At 60.7% G+C, this 18,589-nt stretch carries 16 protein-coding genes and 2 pseudogenes; 7 read left to right on the top strand and 11 right to left on the bottom strand.

Features of this window, described 5'->3' with window-relative positions:
• The 7 genes from P0D89_RS23965 to P0D89_RS23935 all read right to left on the bottom strand — a co-directional run.
• A partial coding sequence (locus P0D89_RS23965; protein ID WP_408377366.1) for an alpha/beta hydrolase family protein occupies window positions 1-791 on the bottom strand: 791 nt, incomplete at its 3' end.
• Window positions 792-1,125: 334 nt separating this feature from the next.
• Window positions 1,126-1,350 carry a hypothetical protein gene (locus P0D89_RS23960; RefSeq protein WP_408363484.1) on the bottom strand — a complete coding sequence of 75 codons (225 nt, stop codon included), beginning with the start codon at window positions 1,348-1,350 and terminating at the stop codon, window positions 1,126-1,128.
• Between the two features lie 438 nt (window positions 1,351-1,788).
• Window positions 1,789-2,523 (bottom strand): energy transducer TonB, encoded by a 735-nt coding sequence (locus P0D89_RS23955; RefSeq protein WP_408363486.1) that lies wholly within the window; start codon window positions 2,521-2,523, stop codon window positions 1,789-1,791.
• A complete protein-coding gene (locus P0D89_RS23950) occupies window positions 2,516-2,914 on the bottom strand; it encodes an ExbD/TolR family protein (RefSeq protein WP_408363488.1) in 399 nt (132 codons plus the stop codon). Before P0D89_RS23950 ends, P0D89_RS23955 begins: the two co-directional genes overlap by 8 nt.
• The gene (locus P0D89_RS23945; RefSeq protein WP_408363490.1) at window positions 2,911-3,636 is read right to left on the bottom strand and encodes a MotA/TolQ/ExbB proton channel family protein; all 726 of its coding nucleotides are present in this window, start codon (window positions 3,634-3,636) and stop codon (window positions 2,911-2,913) included. The genes P0D89_RS23950 and P0D89_RS23945 overlap by 4 nt, the downstream gene beginning before the upstream one ends.
• Window positions 3,637-3,682: 46 nt before the next feature.
• Window positions 3,683-6,031 carry a TonB-dependent receptor gene (locus tag P0D89_RS23940; RefSeq protein ID WP_408363492.1) on the bottom strand — a complete coding sequence of 783 codons (2,349 nt, stop codon included), beginning with the start codon at window positions 6,029-6,031 and terminating at the stop codon, window positions 3,683-3,685.
• A gap of 1,713 nt (window positions 6,032-7,744) precedes the next feature.
• Window positions 7,745-8,611, bottom strand: coding sequence for a LysR family transcriptional regulator (locus P0D89_RS23935; protein WP_408377364.1), 867 nt, complete (start codon window positions 8,609-8,611; stop codon window positions 7,745-7,747).
• Between the two features lie 165 nt (window positions 8,612-8,776).
• On the opposite strand from P0D89_RS23935, the gene P0D89_RS23930 reads away from it, so the two are divergent.
• The 4 genes and pseudogenes from P0D89_RS23930 (at window position 8,777) to P0D89_RS23915 (ending at window position 10,792) form a co-directional block, all read left to right on the top strand.
• Window positions 8,777-9,433 (top strand): DMT family transporter, encoded by a 657-nt coding sequence (locus tag P0D89_RS23930; RefSeq protein WP_408363526.1) that lies wholly within the window; start codon window positions 8,777-8,779, stop codon window positions 9,431-9,433.
• A gap of 120 nt (window positions 9,434-9,553) precedes the next feature.
• Entirely contained in the window at window positions 9,554-9,841 is a 288-nt protein-coding gene (locus P0D89_RS23925; RefSeq protein ID WP_408363494.1) for a DUF1330 domain-containing protein, read from the top strand.
• Between the two features lie 470 nt (window positions 9,842-10,311).
• Entirely contained in the window at window positions 10,312-10,557 is a 246-nt protein-coding gene (locus P0D89_RS23920; protein ID WP_408377362.1) for a hypothetical protein, read from the top strand.
• Between the two features lie 26 nt (window positions 10,558-10,583).
• A pseudogene (locus P0D89_RS23915) lies at window positions 10,584-10,792 on the top strand (hypothetical protein).
• A gap of 129 nt (window positions 10,793-10,921) precedes the next feature.
• Here the strand turns inward: P0D89_RS23915 and P0D89_RS23910 are convergent.
• From P0D89_RS23910 to P0D89_RS23900, 3 genes are all read right to left on the bottom strand, one after another.
• A complete protein-coding gene (locus P0D89_RS23910) occupies window positions 10,922-12,661 on the bottom strand; it encodes a tetratricopeptide repeat protein (RefSeq protein ID WP_408363498.1) in 1,740 nt (579 codons plus the stop codon).
• A gap of 22 nt (window positions 12,662-12,683) precedes the next feature.
• A complete protein-coding gene (locus P0D89_RS23905) occupies window positions 12,684-13,421 on the bottom strand; it encodes a BON domain-containing protein (protein ID WP_408363500.1) in 738 nt (245 codons plus the stop codon).
• An 82-nt stretch (window positions 13,422-13,503) separates the two neighbouring features.
• A complete protein-coding gene (locus tag P0D89_RS23900) occupies window positions 13,504-13,989 on the bottom strand; it encodes an aminoacyl-tRNA deacylase (protein WP_408363528.1) in 486 nt (161 codons plus the stop codon).
• 199 nt (window positions 13,990-14,188) lie between these two features.
• Between P0D89_RS23900 and fusA the strand changes: the two genes are divergently transcribed.
• Entirely contained in the window at window positions 14,189-16,240 is a 2,052-nt protein-coding gene (gene fusA, locus P0D89_RS23895; RefSeq protein WP_408363502.1) for an elongation factor G, read from the top strand.
• Window positions 16,240-16,332, top strand: a pseudogene (locus P0D89_RS23890) (DUF1488 family protein); the annotation flags it as partial. The gene fusA and the pseudogene P0D89_RS23890, both read left to right, overlap by 1 nt.
• A gap of 10 nt (window positions 16,333-16,342) precedes the next feature.
• Here the strand turns inward: P0D89_RS23890 and P0D89_RS23885 are convergent.
• Window positions 16,343-17,290 (bottom strand): LysR family transcriptional regulator, encoded by a 948-nt coding sequence (locus P0D89_RS23885; RefSeq protein WP_408363504.1) that lies wholly within the window; start codon window positions 17,288-17,290, stop codon window positions 16,343-16,345.
• A gap of 119 nt (window positions 17,291-17,409) precedes the next feature.
• Between P0D89_RS23885 and P0D89_RS23880 the strand changes: the two genes are divergently transcribed.
• On the top strand, window positions 17,410-18,129 hold the full coding sequence (locus P0D89_RS23880) for an SDR family oxidoreductase (protein ID WP_408363506.1): 720 nt from the start codon (window positions 17,410-17,412) through the stop codon (window positions 18,127-18,129).
• The last annotated feature ends 460 nt before the right edge of the window (window positions 18,130-18,589 follow it).

The following is an 18,589-nucleotide window of genomic DNA, read 5'->3' as shown; positions in this document are numbered from 1 at the left end:
TGATATTCGGGTCGCTTCGAAATTGTGTTCGCCAGAGCGGGAGTAGTTTCGGGAAGCACACCGTCACCGCCATATTGAGATGCCCAAAGCTGAATGGGTGCTTTCACAGCTTTTAGATCCCCTGCCGCGGAAAACTCGTTGAGCGGGTCCGCGATAACATAAGCTTTGATCCGGGCATCGTGAGTCAACGGCCGCTGAGGGATCTCTTTGCGCTGGAGTTGCTTGCAGATTGGAAGATTCAAATCCGGACACGGGACGTTGGCGTGCAGGAAATCTGGATTACCGCCCGCCAGTACGAGACCAGTATATCCGCCCCGCGAAAAACGAAAAAAGCCAATCAAGTCCGGGTCAATATTGGGCGCGTCCGGCGCTCCGCTCAACATGAAGTCAATGAGACGTTTAATGTCGGTCGGGCGCTCGACGAACTCAGAAATGTCGGCCGCGCGGCTCATATCGGAGAATGTGTCGCCGGGATGGTTTATTGCCGCTACAACGTACCCTGAGTCCGCCAGCACTTCTGCAAGATCGTGGTGACCAAGAAATGCCCCACCATGGCCATGCGAGATCACGACTAGGGGCAGCTTCTCGCCGACGGTCGGACAGTCGCGTCGCCCCATCAGAACATATGGCCCAATCGGAATTTCCTGAGCGCCGGCTGCGCATGGCGTCCACACGATCGCCCTCAACGCGGGGCCGTGGGCGTCGGCCGGAACTTGCACGAACTTTATTCCTGCAGCCTGCGAAATCGTCGTGGACAGGCAGAAAAAGACCGCCAATACCATTGTTCTCATTCGGATTCCCTACGCGATTGGGCGAATTATTAGTTTCGTCTTGCAGAGAATATAAGACTCCCGCTTTTTTGCTGCGCTCGGCTCTGAACATTGTCGACGATCTAGACCACGGTTACGAACGTCCCTTCCTGGCCGACCACTGCCCGATGCGGTCGATAGAAATCGACCCGGAAGCGGACATCGCTCGCAGCTAAATGCAGGCACAGTAGGACGGTTTTCGGAAAAGCGAAAACGCGCAGATTGATCTGCGCGCTTCGATGCATTGCAACTACAGAATACCCTCGGTCTAAAGCAAGGACGTCAACAGTGGCCTGTAGCATTCAACCCCGGTGATTTACGAACCGAAGTAAATCGGCTTCATCCCATCGTTTGCATCCGGACGAATTGAACCCTGGATTTTGTGGCCCACGCGAGAAACATCGTTACGGAACGAACGCAGATGCTGATGGGTTCCCGACAGAGAATTGACCGGTGCGGCCGCCTCATTCGATTGAGCGAAAGACGATACAGCCGGAATAGCGAGAGCAGCGGCTACAACGAGCGATTGAACAAGTTTCATGATCCTTACCTCCAGGGCTTGATTTTCCGCAAACACCCGTTTGCGTTTCAGTGCTTTCAGTCTAGGCCGGAGGCGGCTTGTGATTAAGCTCTTGCAGAACAATTGAGAGTTGTCGAAATAGGTACAAACCCTAGGTATTTCAAAGGTCGCTCGGCGACAACGACCCGAAGGCCGCCGCTTGCCGGCGCAGGTGTCGACGACCAGCTCCAGCGCCGGCGCCGTTCAGACGTCCGGGCCACGGCGGGGGCGAACGACTCTTCAGCGCCGCACTGAGCCCGGCGGCAACCGGCTCAGGTCGACCCCTTGGAACCACTCAGGCGAGATCTGCCAGCGGCCGCTTCCAGACCGACAGGAGACCATGCGTCAAGCCCGTTAGCGAGCCTGGCGGCACTGGACGTTCCCGCATCTCGCACTGCCAGTGCATACGTTAGACGTGCGCTACTGGACCACGAGGTGGACGCGAACGTCCTGGTGGCTCTCGACCGGCTTGCCATTCTCGGTCGCGGGGAAGAAGCGCCAGTTGTGCAGTGAGGCGAGCAACAACTGGTTCAGACGCGGCTGTTGCGTCGGCTGCAGGAGTTCGACGTCGACGGAGCCGTCCGGGTGAATCGTGAAACGCGCAAGCGCAAGGGCGTGATAGGCGGCTTCGCGCAAGTCGTCCGGGATTTCCGGCAGTGGCTGCGTGATTACGCGCGCGCCAGTATGGCCGCTGCCGCTGGCGGCGAGGTCGGTCGCGGCCAGTGAACGATTGGCGACGCTCTCCGCTGGCATGGCCGATGCCGGCGGCGCCGGAGGCGCGGGGGGCGCGGCAGGGGCCGAGGGTGAATCTGGCGGCGCCATATGCGACGCAGCTCGCTGGGACGGTTCCAGGTGTACGGGAGTTGCACGATGCACCGGCACCGGCGTTGCATGCTTAATGTTCGCCGGCGGTGCCGGATGAGCCGGCGCGGCCTGCGCGGGCGTGCTCGTGGCCGGCGGCGGAGGCTCTATTTCAACGAGTTGCGCGTCGAGATTCGGAGGCGAAGGCGGCGTGATCTCAGGCGTCACGAGCAGTCCGCCGACGAGCACGAGCGCTGCGCACCACAACCCGAATGCGATGGCTACCGCAATGACGATACGGGTTGTCGGTTCATCCAGCAAGGACGTGTTGCTGCGGCGGCCAATGTTACTCATGGTGAACGGCGATCAGGAAGTGCTGCACGCCGGCTTTCCGTGCTTCGAGCATCGCCTTGACAACCACGCCGTGCGACGCGGCGTCGTCGGCGGCAACCACCAGGTTGCCGTCGGGTTTCAGCAACGGCCGCAGTTCGCCCGCTAGCGCCGCGAGCGGCACTGGTTGCCGGTTGACGAAGATAGCATTGGCGCGCGTCACGGTGAGGGTTAGCGGCGTGTCCAGATTGAGCCGTTGTGCCTGGCCGCCCGGCAAGTCGATCTTGATCGAATCAAGCCGCTGCATCGAAAGCGATGCGAGCATGAACGTCGCCAGCAAAAAGAACATCACGTCGATCATTGGGATGATTTCGATCTTCCCGCGCCGAGCCTGTCTTGAGCGTTTCAATTTCACGTGCGCGGTCCTTGCGCATGCTCACGGGCGAGCCGCAACTGCGCCGGGCCTTCCGCGCGCTCCCGGTCGAGCCGGCGTTGCGCCGCTTCTTCCGGATCTTCCTGGTCAAGTCGGAGCTGCCCGATCAGCCGTGTGCCGACCCGCTCGAAGTGATCGAGCAGTTCACCCACCCGCCGGGAAAAATAATTGAACGCGAAGAGCGCGACAAGAGCGATCACCAGGCCGATCGCGGTCGCGACCAGTGCTTGCGCGACACCGCCCGTCACACCGGTCGGGTTCACGACGCCCTGTCCGCCGATCAGCCGGAACGAGTGCATCATGCCGATGATCGTGCCGAGCAGTCCCAGCAGAGGCGCGGCCGTCACGACGGTTTCGAGCAGCCACAGCCCGCGGTTCAGCGCGCGCTCGATATGCTGCGCGGCGGTCTCGGCACGTGACTCGATCCACCAGATCGGCGCCTTCCCTCCGTCGAGAATCGGCGCGGCGAAGCTGCGCAGCGCATGGCGCTCGGGCAGCGCCGCGATCTGTGCGCGTGTCTGCGCGAAATCGACGACGGGGGCCTCGATCAGTTGGTCAATGCGGGCTGGAATTCGCGCGAACCGGTGCAGCGAATAAGCCTTGTCGAGGATGATCGCAAGGCCGGCCACCGCGAGGACGGTCAACGGGTAGATGACCCATCCGCCCAGGCGCACAGCGAGAAACAGTTCGGAAAAATCGTTCATGGTGTCGTGGCTTCCTGCTCACGCGGCGGGACGCCGCGCGGGCGGTTTAAAAGTATTTCGTGATGCCTGCGTAGAAAGCGCGCGTCGGTGCGAACTGCGGGGCGCCAACGCCAATTCCGGAACCGTCACGCAATTCGTAGGCACGATTGAGCAGATTGACCACGACCAGGCGTCCATCGAAGTTGCCGATAAAGGGCGTCTGGAAGTGATGGATGACCGCGAGGTTGATATTCACATAGAACGGCACATGGTCCGTGTTCGCAAAGCCACTGCGCAGACCGCTGCCGAAGGTGGTATCCGCACTGTAGGTCGTGCGCGCAAAGGTATAGGCGATGCCCGCCGAACCGGTGATCAACTGGTCGTGGTCGAGATTGACGGGATGGCTGGCGATGTACGCAAGTTCATCGGGTGAGAAATTGAACTGGCCCGAGACGATGTTTTCGCCAGTTGCACGGCTGAGCGCCAGGTTCCCGTACGCGGAAAAATGCTCGTCCTTATAGTCGGCGGTAAATTCGACGCCGTAATCGTGGCCGGTCTGGTAGTTGAACGGCGTGTTGATCAGTGCCGTGCCGAACTGCCCTTCGTCGAGCAGATCGGTCGACTTCTTGTAGTAAGCATCCACGCCCACCGTGACGGCGGAGCTGACGCGCTGGGTTACGCCGAGATCGAAGTAATGGCTTCGCTCGGGTTGCACCGGCGAATTTTGCGGACTCGCAGCCTGGTTTGTCGTGTTGTTGAACTGCGCCACCGTGGTCGGCGCGATCAGTTCGAGAGGGGGCGGTGTGAAATACCGCGCGTAACCTGCATGCAGTGTGGTGCTCGGCGTTGCCTTGTACACCACGCCGACGCGCGGGCTCAACTGGCTGGCGTCGACGACTTCGTTCATTTTGTCGTAGCGCAGCCCGTAATTGATGATGAGCTTGTCGTTCACCTTCCACTCGTCCTGCACATAGACGCCAAAGAGCCGGCCGATCGTCGTGCTCGCGCTGTTGATCGTGAAGGGCTGGTCGGAGGACTGTGCGCCATCGACAGTGGGGAACACTGAGACGCTGTCGTTGGCGACCGCGCGATCCTGTTCGAAATACACGCCGGCGCGCAGCGTATGCGAACTGTTCAGCCGGTAGGTGGTATCGCCCTGCAGTCCATTGGCCCAATTGCTACGGAAGTCTTGCGAAGCGACGCCGTTAAAGAGCAGATCGCCTATCGGATCGGGGTTGAACTGCGTGCGCGTATAGCGCGTGAAGTACGCGATCTGATAGTCGAGCTTGTCGCCGTTCGTCCCCTGCAACGCGACGGTTGCGAAGTTGTTGAGTTCACTCTGGGTTTCGTTGAGCGCCGCGGAATCGAAACTAGTCCGGCCGTTGAGCACGAATTGGGTCGGTTGCCCTGGTGTATTCGGAATTTCGAACTGGTTGCTCGCGGTGCCAAAGGTGACGCTGACCCGGGTAAGCGGGTTGATCAGGTACGACATGTAGCCGAATGCATTGCCTTGCCGGGTGTGGTCGTGCAGCGGCGAGCCGTCCGAGGTCGGCGCTTCGATGCCAAGATCGTTCACGCCGGCCGAACCGCTGAAGTAGTAAGTCAGCGCGCCCTGGGTGCCGTACACGTCGCCGCTTGTCTGCGCGGTGCCGTGGCTGCCGCCGTACACGCCTAGCGAGCCGCCGTTGCCCGCTTCGCCCGACTTGGTCGTGAGGTCGACGATGCCGGCAGTGCGCAACCCGTATTGCGCGGGCAGCGCGCCGGTGAGCAGGTCCACCTGGTCGATGATGCGGGTGTCGAACGACTGGCCAAAGCCGGAGATCGGTTCCGGAATCATGATGCCGTTGATCCGGTATTGCAGGTTCGCGTGTTCGCCCCGCACGTGGACCATGCCATATGAATCCTGCGCGACGCCGGGCGCTTGCAGCAGGACCTGGTTGAGCGGCGTCGCTTCGCCTTGCGGCATGTTGCGGATGTCTGCGTTGGTAATGCGGTACACGCTGCTGCCGGTTTCCGGCGACAGTCCGTTGCGGGCCTGGTCGAGACGCTGGGCACTCACCCGCACGTCAATCGCGTCGCTTTTTGTGAGCGCGACGGTAACGGAACTTTCCGTTCCAGGGTTGGTGGTGGCGATGCTGCTCCCGCTAGTAAATCCCGTTGCGGTGACAACGATTGCATAAGTCCCCGGCGCGACATCCTGCACTGAGAAATGCCCGCCTGCATCGGTTTTTGTTGTTCCTGCCGACGCCCCAGTTGCGGTTTGAAGGACCACATTGGCGTCCGCTACGGGCTTGCCCAGACTATCCGTGACGAGGCCGCCTACCGAGCCGTCGCTCGGCGCGGCATAAACATGGCCCGCTAGCGCCTGCGCGAAAAGCAGCAACGCGGCGTGAGAGAAAAGTGTGCGATGTTCCATCGATTTCACTGTCGTTGTTAAATGGGTCGCATCGCACGACGCGGTATCCCCTGCGTCTTCGCGCCCAGTTGTCCTTGTTCCAACCAATACCGCACTACGGCGGTGCTTCTAACGTCACCGCTATCGGGATCAGTAACCTTTGCGCGCAATCTGTTAAATGCACTGCGAACCGCAATGTTATAACATAACATATCAAAACAATGCACGCATGGCGTTTTTTTCTCGCTCGCGACTGCATTACGAGGCGTGTACGAAAGGTCACCCACCGCCCAGGCAGGATTCGGACAACCTCTTAATTTCCGTTTCCTGGCCGTCGACGACGAAGTAAGCGGTGCGCGCCGCGCCCTCGAGCGTCCTTCACAGCGCCTCGTCGTGGACTACCGAAACCGACACGCAGCGCTTGCACACAATGAAACCTCGTGCTGTCCGTCGACATCGCCGCACGTCATAAAGGTACTGGACGTGACAACGCGCCTCCCAAGGCGTTGCTCCATCAGGAAATGCAAGGACCAATAAATATCGAATGGTGCGGCATTGGTGCGGACCGCCCGCATGTCTTCCAGCAACTGATACGCCGGGCCGGGCCGCCCCGCTCTGCAACTATGCGAGGACCTGCCGGCGCTGCGGCGTCAGCCGATGCCCGTGCAATGTGCTGCGAGCATCTGCCTGCCGTAAGAATGGGTCCGTTACCTGTATTTCGGTCATCAAGTGCTTGCCCGGCTAACAGGGAAAATCATTGGGTTCTATGTGCGTGCTATGTCATAACGTCACTTGTAGCCGCCGGCTCCCCTATCGCTACATGTCAAAAGCTGCCTGCTACCTTTCGTGAACCGTGACATCTCCTCGCCAAGCCATCGCAGCCAGTACGGACGGCGATCCAATGACTTTTTGTGAGCGCCACTGGCCGGCGGCAGTTAGCGTCTTACACTGCGTTCGGCTCGGTCAACACGAGCAGAAAAGACAGGATGGTTCGGCGAACGCGTCCTACGAGGCCGCGCCCGCCAAGATTGGAGTCATTTCCTGTTCCCGATAAGTGCGGTTCACTGCGATCAGGGTTGGCTGCGCAGCCGCGATTCGGGCCACGTTCACGGACCCGGGTGCGACCATCAAGCGGTGATGCATGGGGATCACGTTCACTATCTCGTCGACGGCCACCTGTACCATTCGCACGACGATCATTGCGACGACCAATGCCCGGCTGACCTCGCGTGAGCGGCCGATGGGATGGGGTGTAATGCCTGACTGAAATGTGATATTCGTCGTCGGAATTCATCCGCCGATTCGTTCCGCTCCGCATTAGATGTGGCGCGCATGCTCGAACAGCAATGCTTGCGGGTAGCGAGCCGCACAATGCGTCTAGCGTACAAGCTGATATTGAACTGTTTGTAGGCGATCTGCGTGACCAACTGGTCATTCGGCCGCGGGACGCGCCCTCCTGAATTGAGGCGTCCGAACGTCAAGACGCGTGCACGGCCGTAATGTCGCAAGACCGGCCGGCGGTTGGCTCTGGTTAGTTTGAAAACGGCCAGTCGCACGTTGTTTGCGAGCGGCTCTAGCTGGCCGGAGCCCCCTACCGCACGAGCGGTTTCGTTCGGCGACCCGTATCGGTCGCTCGCGCAACGCGCTCGTACGTCCGTTTCGCGTTCGAAAGCGGTCGTGCAACGCGGCGCCGTTGTCTTCGCGCGAAGCCCAGCAGCGACTCGTAGTGGGTTCTTACTCCGCGCGGCGCAAAGTTCGGATGAGTTGGTCAAACATCGCTGCTGCCGCAGCCGATTGTTTGGCCTGCTTTGAACGGATGACGACCACCTCCATTTCAGGCAAATCCGGGAGTCCGTGGCGGCTGTCGAGCACTTTCAGTCCGGCAGGGAGACTGCATTGCGTTAGCACCGCCAGCGCCATGCCGCTCTCTGCGGCGGCCAGTTGTCCAGCGACGTTTGGGCTGTGATAGACGATCCGATACTGACGCCGCTGGGATGAAATAGCTTTGAGCACGGCATCGCGCGGTCGACTTCCTGATTCGTGGACGGCGATGGGCAATGGATTACGACGCCAGGCCTCATATTGTTCTTTTCCGACCCAGACAAGCTTTTCTCGAAACAGCAACGTCCCTCTGTCAGCGCGATCCCGCGTGACGACCGCCAGGTCCAGTTCGCCCCGTTCTACTTTGGGAATGAGTGCGGTTGACTGCTCGCAGACCAAAGTGATTTCCACCGCTGAGTAGCGGCTCGAGAAGGTGCGAAGGACTGGTGTGAGATAAGCCGTCGCATAGTCCTCCGGCACGCCCAAACTAATGCGGCCTGTGACCTCTGGCCCCCGAAGCGCAGTGATGGCCTCGGCGTGTATATCCAGCATTCTCCGCGCATAGCTCAAAAGCTCAGTGCCGGCTGTAGTTAAAAGCATATGACGTGGCCCGCGCAACATCAGCGATTGCCCCACCGCATCCTCGAGCTTCTTCAACTGCATGCTCACAGCGGACTGCGAGCGATAGACCTGCTTCGCCGCGGCCGTGAGCGACCCCGTGTCGGCGACGGCGACAAACGCGCGCAGCCAGTCAAGCTGTAGATCGGGAGATTGGGACATGGTGGTCAATCATTTGAAAATCGAATAATAACGAAACGATAAATTCGCTTTTCGTGACGGTCAACCCATTCCACAATTCAGGACATGAAAAGCGCAACTCCTTGCCCGCCTGTATCTGCCGTGCTAGCCCCATCAAGCCCCTCGGAACGGCAAGGCACTGCGTTGATGGTCGCGGGCGGGCTAATCGTGCTCAATTGGGTTTTGTTCTTTGCCGCCATTCCACGGGTGTCTATTGCAATAGCGACAGTTTTGTTTCACATCCAGCCCTTTTTCGTCATCGGTCTGGGTGCCTGGTGGCTGGGTGAGCGCGTATCCAAAGCGCAGGTCATTGCTTGCGTTGTAGCGCTGGCCGGACTTGTACTCGCCACCGGACTGATTGGAAGCAAGACGAGCTTGATCGCGACATCGTCTTATCAGACCGGCGTCGCCCTATGCCTCGTGGGTGCCGTCGCCTATGCTGGCTTACCGTTAATCGCGCGCAAGGCGAAACGAGTTAGTTCGTTTGCGTTGTCCTGGTGGCAGAGTGCTGTCGGCGTGCCGCTTACAGCTTGGTGGCCGCTCTGGCATGGATTGCCGCAAACTACGACTGCATGGCTTTGGTTAGCCGGGCTAGGAAGCATCCATAGTGGCGTCGCGTACGTCGTTCTCTATGCCGGGATGAGCCAGCTGCGCACCAGTCGTGTGGCGCTGTTGCAATTCGTCTATCCGCTGACAGCCATTGTCGTGGACCGGGTTGTATACGGACACCAACTAGCCGCACTACAGACCGTTGGGGTCCTCATCATGGCGGGCGCATTGTGGACCGTTCGCCGCGATAGCTAACGCGTCTGCAAAATTCCGTCTGGCGCAGAGGCAACCACGTCGGCGTCGCTCCGAGCAACGGACACTCGGATCGGGCACCGTTCTACTGCAGCATCGCTCTTCACTTTAAGGAGCCAACACATGGCAGCATTTGTCGTCGTACAGGAATCGATAGAAAACGAAGCTGTTTTCAATCAATATCGCGCAAAGGCGCCAGCGACGATCGAGGCATATGGCGGCAAGTTCCTCGCGCGTGGCGGCAACCTCGAAGTGATGGAGGGCGAATTGCCGTACAAGCGGCTCGTCATCATCGAGTTCCCTACGCGCCAGGACGCGATTGCATGGTACAACTCTTCCGAATACCAAGAAATCCTGCCCATGCGACTCTCGAGCAGTGATGGCATTTTCGCAGTGGTGGATGGCGTGTGATTGGAGCGCCGAACTGGTTTGGAGACGCCACTTCTCGCTCGCCTCGGCGAGTTCGTTTCTTCGAATGAGGCTGATTGTGGTTATGCCGATTCGGAAAATTGCAGCTTGACCGGCGGATGTGGCTTCGCGATGCGAAGGACAGGATCCTGGACAGAGCGTCTCTTAACTGGGCGAACCGGACCTTCGAATGTCCGACCGCATCGCTGGCCAAACGGCTGTTGATGGCCGCGTGTTGCCTCGCAGTCGGCATAAACGGCTTCAAACTCGCAGCAAACACTCGCGGGCGCGATTCGTTGCGTGGTACGAAATCGCCGAAGTCACCCGAAATCCGTCCTACGCTTTCTGAGGGATGCGGTTGACCTATAGCGGCGCCGGATTACTTGCGCGTCGCGCTACGCGGTGGGGTGTACGCGTGTACGCGTGTACGCGTGCCGCTAGCATGGGTTCATCGGGCATCAGGGGAACATACGGTGGCGGCTAACACATCACTGCATACTCAGATCGAAAAACTGGTGGGCTCGACGCGCGACCCTCCGGCACGCGTGCGACTGCTCGACCGCTCGCGCACAGGCGGCACGAGGCGTGTCTGCATTCAGGTCGAGCGGCCTACAGGGTCGTTCTCTGTCTTCTTCTTTCGCCACGCGGACGGCATGTGGCGTGTTTTCCCGCCGAACCGACGCCGTCTCGAGATGGGGGTTGGCCGCAAGGCCGCATGACCGATATGCGAGCCCAGGAGGCGCATATGCATGACGACCCTTCGGATGCGCTGCCGCAATACGTGATCGACCTGCGCGCATGGATTAGCGACTGGTACGACCATGCGTTCAAGGTGGGATTGGTCCGGCCGCCTTTCACGCTCGACGAAGCGAGCGTCGAACGGCTGGAGGTTACTTCAGGGCGGGCCTGACACCCGCCGAGGGTGCGATCGCGTTCTTTGGCGTCGTGCACTGAGAGGACAGCGATGCAGTTCGAAGAATTTCACTTGCGTTCGGCCCGCCTGCTGCAATCGCTTCCTGCCGGACGATAGCCGAGCTGGCCGATTGCATGATTGCCTGGCGCAAAGGCAGTTTGCCGTGCGATCTACTGCGCTTCCGTTGTGTCGAGAAGGCGGGCGGCTTCACGCCTCGCCTGCTCAGCCTCGCGCGGTCGTTGCATCTGGCTGAAGAGTGCGCCCAGGTTGCCGAGTGTCCGTGCTTCATCCTGACGGTAGGCCACGGGATTATCTCGCGACAGACTCCGATAAAGGTCCAACGCGCTACGGTAGGCATCTTCCGCCTCGCGTGGGCGCCCGGTGTGACTGAAGAGGACGCCTAGATTGTTCAGCGTCCGCGCTTCGTCCGGCTGGTAGGCTGTAGGGTTTTCTCGCGCGAGCGCACGATAGATTTGCAACGCATCCTGATACGCCCGCTCTGCCGCCTTCGGCCGCTGCGTGGCACGATAGAGCGCGCCAATGTTAGTGAGCGTGCGCGCCACGTCGGGCCGATAGAGTGCTGGACTCTCCCGGGCAAGCTGCTGCCGGATCGTTAGCGCTTCCTTGTATGCATGCTCTGCTTCCTTGTGTTGCTGCGTCGCGCTATAGAGGTTCCCGAGGTTGTTGAGTGTGCGCGCGAGTGCGGGGCGATAGGCCGCGGGGTTGCCGCGCACAAGCGCCTGCTGGATGTTCAGCGCCTCGCGATACGCCTGCTCAGCATCGCTCGTTCGTTGTGCGGCGTCGTACAGAATGCCGAGGTCGTTAAGCGTCGTCGCAATATCCGGCTTGTAGGTCGCGGGGTCGCGATAAGCCAATGCACGATCGATGTTCAGCGCTTCGCGGTAGGCATCCGCGGCCTCCTGCAGGCGCTGTGTATCGCGATATAGGACGCCAAGGTTGTCAAAAGTTTCTGCCACAGCGGGTCCGTAGGCCGTGGGGGCCTGCCGCGCCAATACCCAATAGATCTCCAGCGCCCGCAGATAGGCGAGTTCCGCCTCCTTTGGCCGTTGCATCCCGACGTAGAGGTTGCCAAGCTTCTCCAGCGTACGCGCAATCCGGGGTTGGTAGGCGACGGGCTTCTCCTGCGCAAGCACCTGATAACGCGACAGCAGCGTGTGGTAAATCGGTTCCGCACGTTCAAACTCACGTTGCTCTTGCAAAGTGTCGGCAAACGCCGTCGCATTGTCGGTGTCTTCGGGTTGCAATGCGTAGGCCTTTTCCAGAGACGGCAATGCGTTCTGCGGCGAGAAGCGCAGCAACTCGATTTCGCCAGCCTCATAACAACGCGCCGCGAACACCTGCGGGCTCTCCTTTTTTTTGGCGAGCAGCGTGGTAAGCCGTTTTGATGCGCCCTGCAGATCGACGCGCTCGAGCGCTTCGCCTATTTGTACTTCAAGAGGATCGGAACTCCGTGCGATCGACGCTCGACGCAGCAGATCCTTGTAACGTGCAGCCCATTTTTGAGCTTCAGCTACCAGGTCTGCGTCGGGCTGCGCCCTGATTTGCTCGGCCAGGTGCTCGATTAGCGGTTCGATGTTGGTGACTGCGGTGTCAGTCTTGCGCTCATTGCGGCCCGATTGCGCATATACGCCACTCAGTATCACGTTGGTCGCCCTGGCGAGCCAGACTGTCTGGGCACTGGAGAGCCCGGCGGCCTTCACCGCGCGGCTCAACTCGGCGGTCATGCGGTCGAGGGCCCGGACGGGGAAACCACAATCGGCCTCTATCTTGAGGCCGTCTTTGACATCGACGTCGGACAACGCCGGAGAACACGGACTAGCGTTCGAAGCGCGGCATCCGACGAACAACACGGCCATCGCCACGCCCGACAGCATCTTGCGCGCACTCATTTCCCGCGGGCCCGCAGTCAGATCAGGCGCGCACCTGGATACGATTGACGACGCCCCCGATAGCATCCAGACACCACGCGTCCTGTTCCGCCTGCCGTCTTTCGGCTTCGGTCGGGACCCACCCTGCTAGCGTGATCCTCTGGTTTTCCACGGTGATGGTGATCTGCTCAGCGCGCACCCGCAGATCGGTTTCGAGCACCAGGTGCAGGACATCGGAAATTTCATCGTCGCCGTCCGCTTCGGCGGGCACCAACTCCAGCAGGTTCACCACGTCGCGGCAGCCGCCGACCCACCAGGCAGTCACACTCGCCAGGCGCCTGTGAGACAGGCTGATCACTTGCCCCGTCAAGGTCACCACACCGTCCTCGACCGTCACCTCGATGACGCCACTGCCGTCGTTGCCCGCCTCGTCCATGGTGCCGCGCAGCACTTCGAACTGGCCCTTGAAGTGAGCACAGATTACGCAGTTGCGGAAATCCACCGCCTGCGCCAGCCGTTCGCAGATACGTGTGCGCAACTCGCCATCAGCGACCGGCGGGTTGGCGGTGACACGTAACTGGTCGACCAGGCGCTTGCCTTCGCTGTGCCGCTGGGTCAACTGAAGAAGGCGCTTCTTGGAAGCGACATCCGGCACCTCGCCCGCCACGATCAAGGCGTCGCCGTCGAAACTTATATGGATGGGATGATTGTGGAGCTTAAGGTGTGATTCGCGTTCGAAGGCTGCCATCACGTGCTTCAGCACCGTATCGCTGCGTTGCATGATCTGCCTCGAGCAAAGGTTGGGTGACGCAGCGCGCTTTATGCCGCGCTGCGCAAACCAGGCCGCACCAAGCGTGCCCCGGTCACATTGGCAAACCCTGCATGCGACGTGCGAAGCGTGTCCGCTCGGCCCGGTCCATCAGATCCAGGAATTGATCCGTGCCCATGTGAATCAGCCCTTCATGATCGCCGGCCTCGAAATAAATGTCCGGCTGCAGGGCGAGGCTTTCGTCAAGATAGGTTTGCATGCCATAGGCCGTACATACCGGCGGAAGCGCTCCCGCGTCACAATCCTTGAACAACTCCCGCAGATCGGTCTCTTTGGCTAGAAGGAGATGGCGTCCGGTCTTTGCCCAGAGCTCGGACAGTCGTACGGCGTAGGTCGATGGCAGCACGGCCGCCACATAGCCGTGCTCGTCTTCAAAAAGCACTGTCTTGGCGAGACGATCGCCGGGAATATGCGCCGCCGCCGCGGTTTCGACGCTGGAATGGCTGTACGGGTGATGCACGATTTCGTACTGCAAGCCCTTGCTGCGCAGGCAGTCCTGGAGCGTGGCTGACATTGACATGACGCACCTCCGCTGGAAGGAAAAGGAGATTACTTCGCAAGACTCTTTAAGAATAGTTCGCTTTCGCTCGCGTGTGAAAGACATGCGGACGCCAGCGCCGTGACTGGGCGCGACAACGAATGGAATGATCACCCCGTCTGGCATACGAATCCGTTTTCGCCAATAATGGCCACAGATCCACTGCTGGAGGAGGGCAACCATGCGTTTCAGCCCCGATTCCATACGTACTGTCGGCCTGGTCGGACATGCCGGGTGCGGTAAGACTTCTCTCGTCGAAGCACTGCTGCACCGGGGCGGCGCGTTACACGCGCCCGGCAGCGTTGAGCGCGGTACCACGGTCTGTGATTTCGACCCGCTAGAGCGCAAATATCATCACTCGCTGAACTCCGCCGTCGCCCACCTGCACTACCAGGATACGCGCATCTATCTGCTGGATACGCCCGGTTATCCGGACTTTTCCGGGTTGGCGATCAGCGCGTTGCCCGCTGTGGAGACGGCTGCCATCGTCATCAATGCGCAGACCGGCATCGAAATGACTACCCGGCGCATGATGGCGTGGGCGGAAGAACGCAAGCTCTGCAGAATGATCATCGTGAACGGTATCGATGGCGAAAAGGTCGACCTTCCGGGACTTCTGACGCAAATTCAGGAGACCTTCGGCATGAAATGCCTGCCCATCAATCTGCCGGCTCAGAGCGGCCGCCAGGTGGTGGATTGCTTTTTCAAGCCTGCCGGCGACGCCGATTTCGGGTCTGTTGCGGCCGCGCACAATGCGCTGGTCGATCAGGTAGTCGAAATCGATGCTGCCCTGATGGAGCGTTACCTGGAGCAAGGCCAGGCCATCAGCCCGGAGCAGTTGCACGAGCCCTTCGAGCGAGCGCTCCGCGAAGGTCATCTGGTGCCGATCTGCTTCACGTCGGCGGCCAACGGCGCCGGCATCGCGGAATTGCTCGACGTGTTCGTCCGGCTCCTGCCCAATCCCATGGAAGGCAACCCGCCGCTCTTCTACCGCGATGCCGGCGGCCGCCAGGAAGTCGTGCGCGCCGAACCGCTTCCCGACAAGCATGTATTGGCCCACGTCTTCAAGATCGTCATGGACCCTTACATCGGCAAGATGGCCGTGTTTCGCATCCATCAGGGCACGATCAGGCGCGATAGCCAACTCTATATCGGTGACGGGCGCCAGCCATTCAGGATCGCCCATCTGATGATGTTGAAGGGCAAGGAGCACGTGGATGTCCCGCAAGCCGGGCCAGGCGATATCTGCGCCACCGCCAAAGTCGACGAGATCGGCTTCGATGCCGTGCTGCACGACGCCCCCGAGGACGGCAACATCCACCTCACGCCGCTCGACTTTCCCACGCCCATCTATGGATTGGCGATCGAGCCTGCGCGCCGGGGCAACGAGCAGCGCCTTTGGGAGACGCTGCAAAAGTTGAGTGCGGAAGACCCGTGCCTGCGTATCGAACACCCGGTCGGCACCAACGAGACGGTGGTACGGGGTCTGGGCGAGTTGCACCTGCGCCTCATGCTGGAACGACTATCCGAGCAGTACAAGCTCGAGGTCGTGACGCGGCCGCCGAAGATCGCGTATCGGGAAACCATCGGCGCCACGGCCGAAGGCCATCATCGCCACAAGAAGCAAACCGGGGGCGCCGGGCAATTCGGCGAAGTGATGCTGCGCGTGGAGCCGCTGCCGCGAGGCACGGGTTTCGAGTTCGTCGACGCCGTGAAGGGCGGCGCCATTCCCGGTCAATTCATGCCCGCGGTGGAAAAGGGCATCCTCCAGGTCATCGACAGCGGGCCGCTTGCCGGCTTCCCGATGCAGGACGTGCGAGTCACCGTCTTCGACGGCAAGAGCCATTCAGTCGACTCCAAAGAAGTGGCATTCGTATCTGCCGGGCGCAAGGCCTTCATCGACGCGGTGCTGAAAGCCCGGCCCATTCTGCTCGAGCCCATTGTGAACATCGAGGTGATGACGCCGGAAGTCGCGATGGGTGACATCATCGGCGACCTGTCCGCCAAGCGCGGGCAGGTTCACGGCACACGCGTGGCCGCCGGCAACGCCATGGTCGTTGCCGGGCAGGTGCCACTATCCGAACTCAACGACTATCAGTCGCGTCTGAACGCCATTGCTGGCGGGCACGGTAACTACAGCATCCAGCTCAGCCACTATGATCCGGTGCCCCCCGCTCAGCAGGAGCGGATGGCGTCGCAGCACAAGAAACAGGGCGACGACGCGGTGCCGTAAGTGACGTCCGGATCCTGAAGACTTTCCGGGACGGATATGGCCGCATCCCGGTGATGGTCGAACGCAAGCTGTTCGCCCATCCGGGTGACAGACCCAATCCGGTCATTGATTTGCGCGCCCGCCTACGGCCACGCCGAACGCGTCCACGAATTCGGCCATCAACCATGCGAGCCCCCCATCCTGGTCGCGGACGGCAGCCCACATCAGGGAAACTTCATAGCCCGGCACGTCGAACGGCAGAGGACTCAATGCCAGATCCAGCGTGTCGCGCCACATACGGCCGATGAAGTCGGGAATCGTTGCAATGGCCGGCGTGCGCTGCACGATAAACGGACTGGTGGCGAAATTCGCACTGGAGAAGACGACGTCGCGCTTGAGGCCCTGCATTTCCAGCCGCTCGTCGATAAAGCCGTGTAGCCCCCCGCTGAACGAGGTCAGTATGTGCCGGTTGCGCAGGAACTCCTCCATCGACAGACGCTTGCGGCGCGTCTTGATGAGGCGCGGATTGTAGACGCTCACGAAACGCCATTGAAAAAGCGGCGTGCGTCGCTGCCATGCCACGCTTTCGCCGAATACGCCGACCGCAAGCTCGATTGCGCCTTCGTCGAGCATCGCCGCCGCGCGCGTCGAGTCGGTGGGAAGCGAGATCAGCTTCACGCCAGGCGCTTGGGCGGCCAGACGTCCCATGATTTCCGGCGTCAACACTACTTCCAGAGAGTCGCTCAGACCAATGCGAAACACCCTCTGCGCGCTCGCCGGATCGAACACGGACGGCTGCGTGAGCGCCTGATGCAGCGACTGGAGGAACGGTTCGATCTGTCGCGCCAGTTCGAGTGCACGTGGTGTCGGCATCATGCCATGCGGAGTACGCACGAAGAGTTCGTCGCTGAAAGTTTCGCGCAACCGCTTGAGCGCCCCGCTCACGGCTGGCTGGCCGAGAAAGAGCCGCTGTGCGGCGCGCGTGACACTGCGCTCCTCGAATAGCGCGCGGAAGGTTAAAAGCAGGTTCAGGTCGAAACGCCGGAAATCATTCTCAATGATGTTGCTCATGGCATCAAACGATTTGAGTGATATGAACCGAACGCGCATTCTACCGCCAAGGGGGTGCGAAGCGTGATCGACAGCACGTTGGCGGGCGCTCTCTTCCGTTCATTCACAGGAGCAATGACATGGATTGGCAAAATCAGAAAGTCGTGGTGCTGGGTGGTTCGTCAGGTATCGGGCTGGCGACGGTGGCGCGACTGGCGTCAGCCGGCGCGAACGTCGTGGCGGTTGGCCGCGACCAGGGAAAACTGGACCGGGCGCTTGCCGGCCTCACCGGGCACGTCGCGGGTGAAGCGCTCGACTGCTCCGACCGCACTGCGCTCGAGCGCTTCTTCGGCCGACTGGGCGGCATCGACCACCTGGTGTTGACGCTCTCCGGCGGCGAAGGCGGCGGCAAATTCGCCGAACTCGATCTTTCGGCGCTGCGTCGCGGCTTCGAAGCCAAGTTCTGGCCGCAACTCGAAGCGGCGCAAGCCGCGCTGCCTCGCCTGCGCCGCGACGGCAGCTTGACGTTCCTCACCGCGATATCCGCGCGCATCGCCAATCCCGGTACAGCCGGTTTGGGCGCGATCAATGGCGCGCTCGAAAGCATGATCGGCACGCTCGCGCGCGAACTGGCGCCGCTTCGCGTCAACGCCGTCTCGCCCGGCGTGGTCGATACGCCGTGGTGGGACAGGTTCCCCGCTAGCGTGAAGGCCGACCTGTTCCAGCAACAGGCTGAAACCTTGCCGGCGCAACGTGTGGGGCAAGCAACGGATGTCGCGCACGCGCTCCAATTTTTGATGGAGAACACTTTCATGACCGGCGCAGTGATCGAGTGCGACGGCGGGTTGCGGCTGTTGTGAAGAAACGTGTTTGACGCTACGCATCTCGCCGACGCGCGGGCGCGTGATCATGCTGCGTGCTCGATGAGCGTTTCTGTTCTCTTGAAGGCTTTGCGCGCGGTAATGCTCTATCGTGAACTTTGGTCCGCTCTTCGGCGAGGTCGTGGAGTTCCCGCGCAGTTGCGATCGATCAAGTCGGCCTGTTTTGCTGGCCAGGAAGCCGGGTTCGGGCGTGAATATCTCGCTGGTGACGAGTGGCCAATTTCTGTGCGCGACATCGCCGCCTCCCTCCCAAATGGGAGTATCGAACTTGCTTGATGACTGTAAGCATTGGCAAGTCACAGCACTTTGGATCGCGTTCCAGCGGCAACCAACTGCTGCGATCGACGATCGCTCAATGTGACTGCCAATCGCGAACTTACGAACAGATGGCGCCTATCGTTGCGGATGGTCTGGTTGACATTCTTGGAATCGCCGACGC

Source organism: Paraburkholderia sp. RL18-085-BIA-A, assembly GCF_046027075.1.
Taxonomy (GTDB): domain Bacteria; phylum Pseudomonadota; class Gammaproteobacteria; order Burkholderiales; family Burkholderiaceae; genus Paraburkholderia.
Note: the sequence above shows the minus strand (reverse complement) of the source record. Positions and strands in the feature narration are given on the sequence as shown.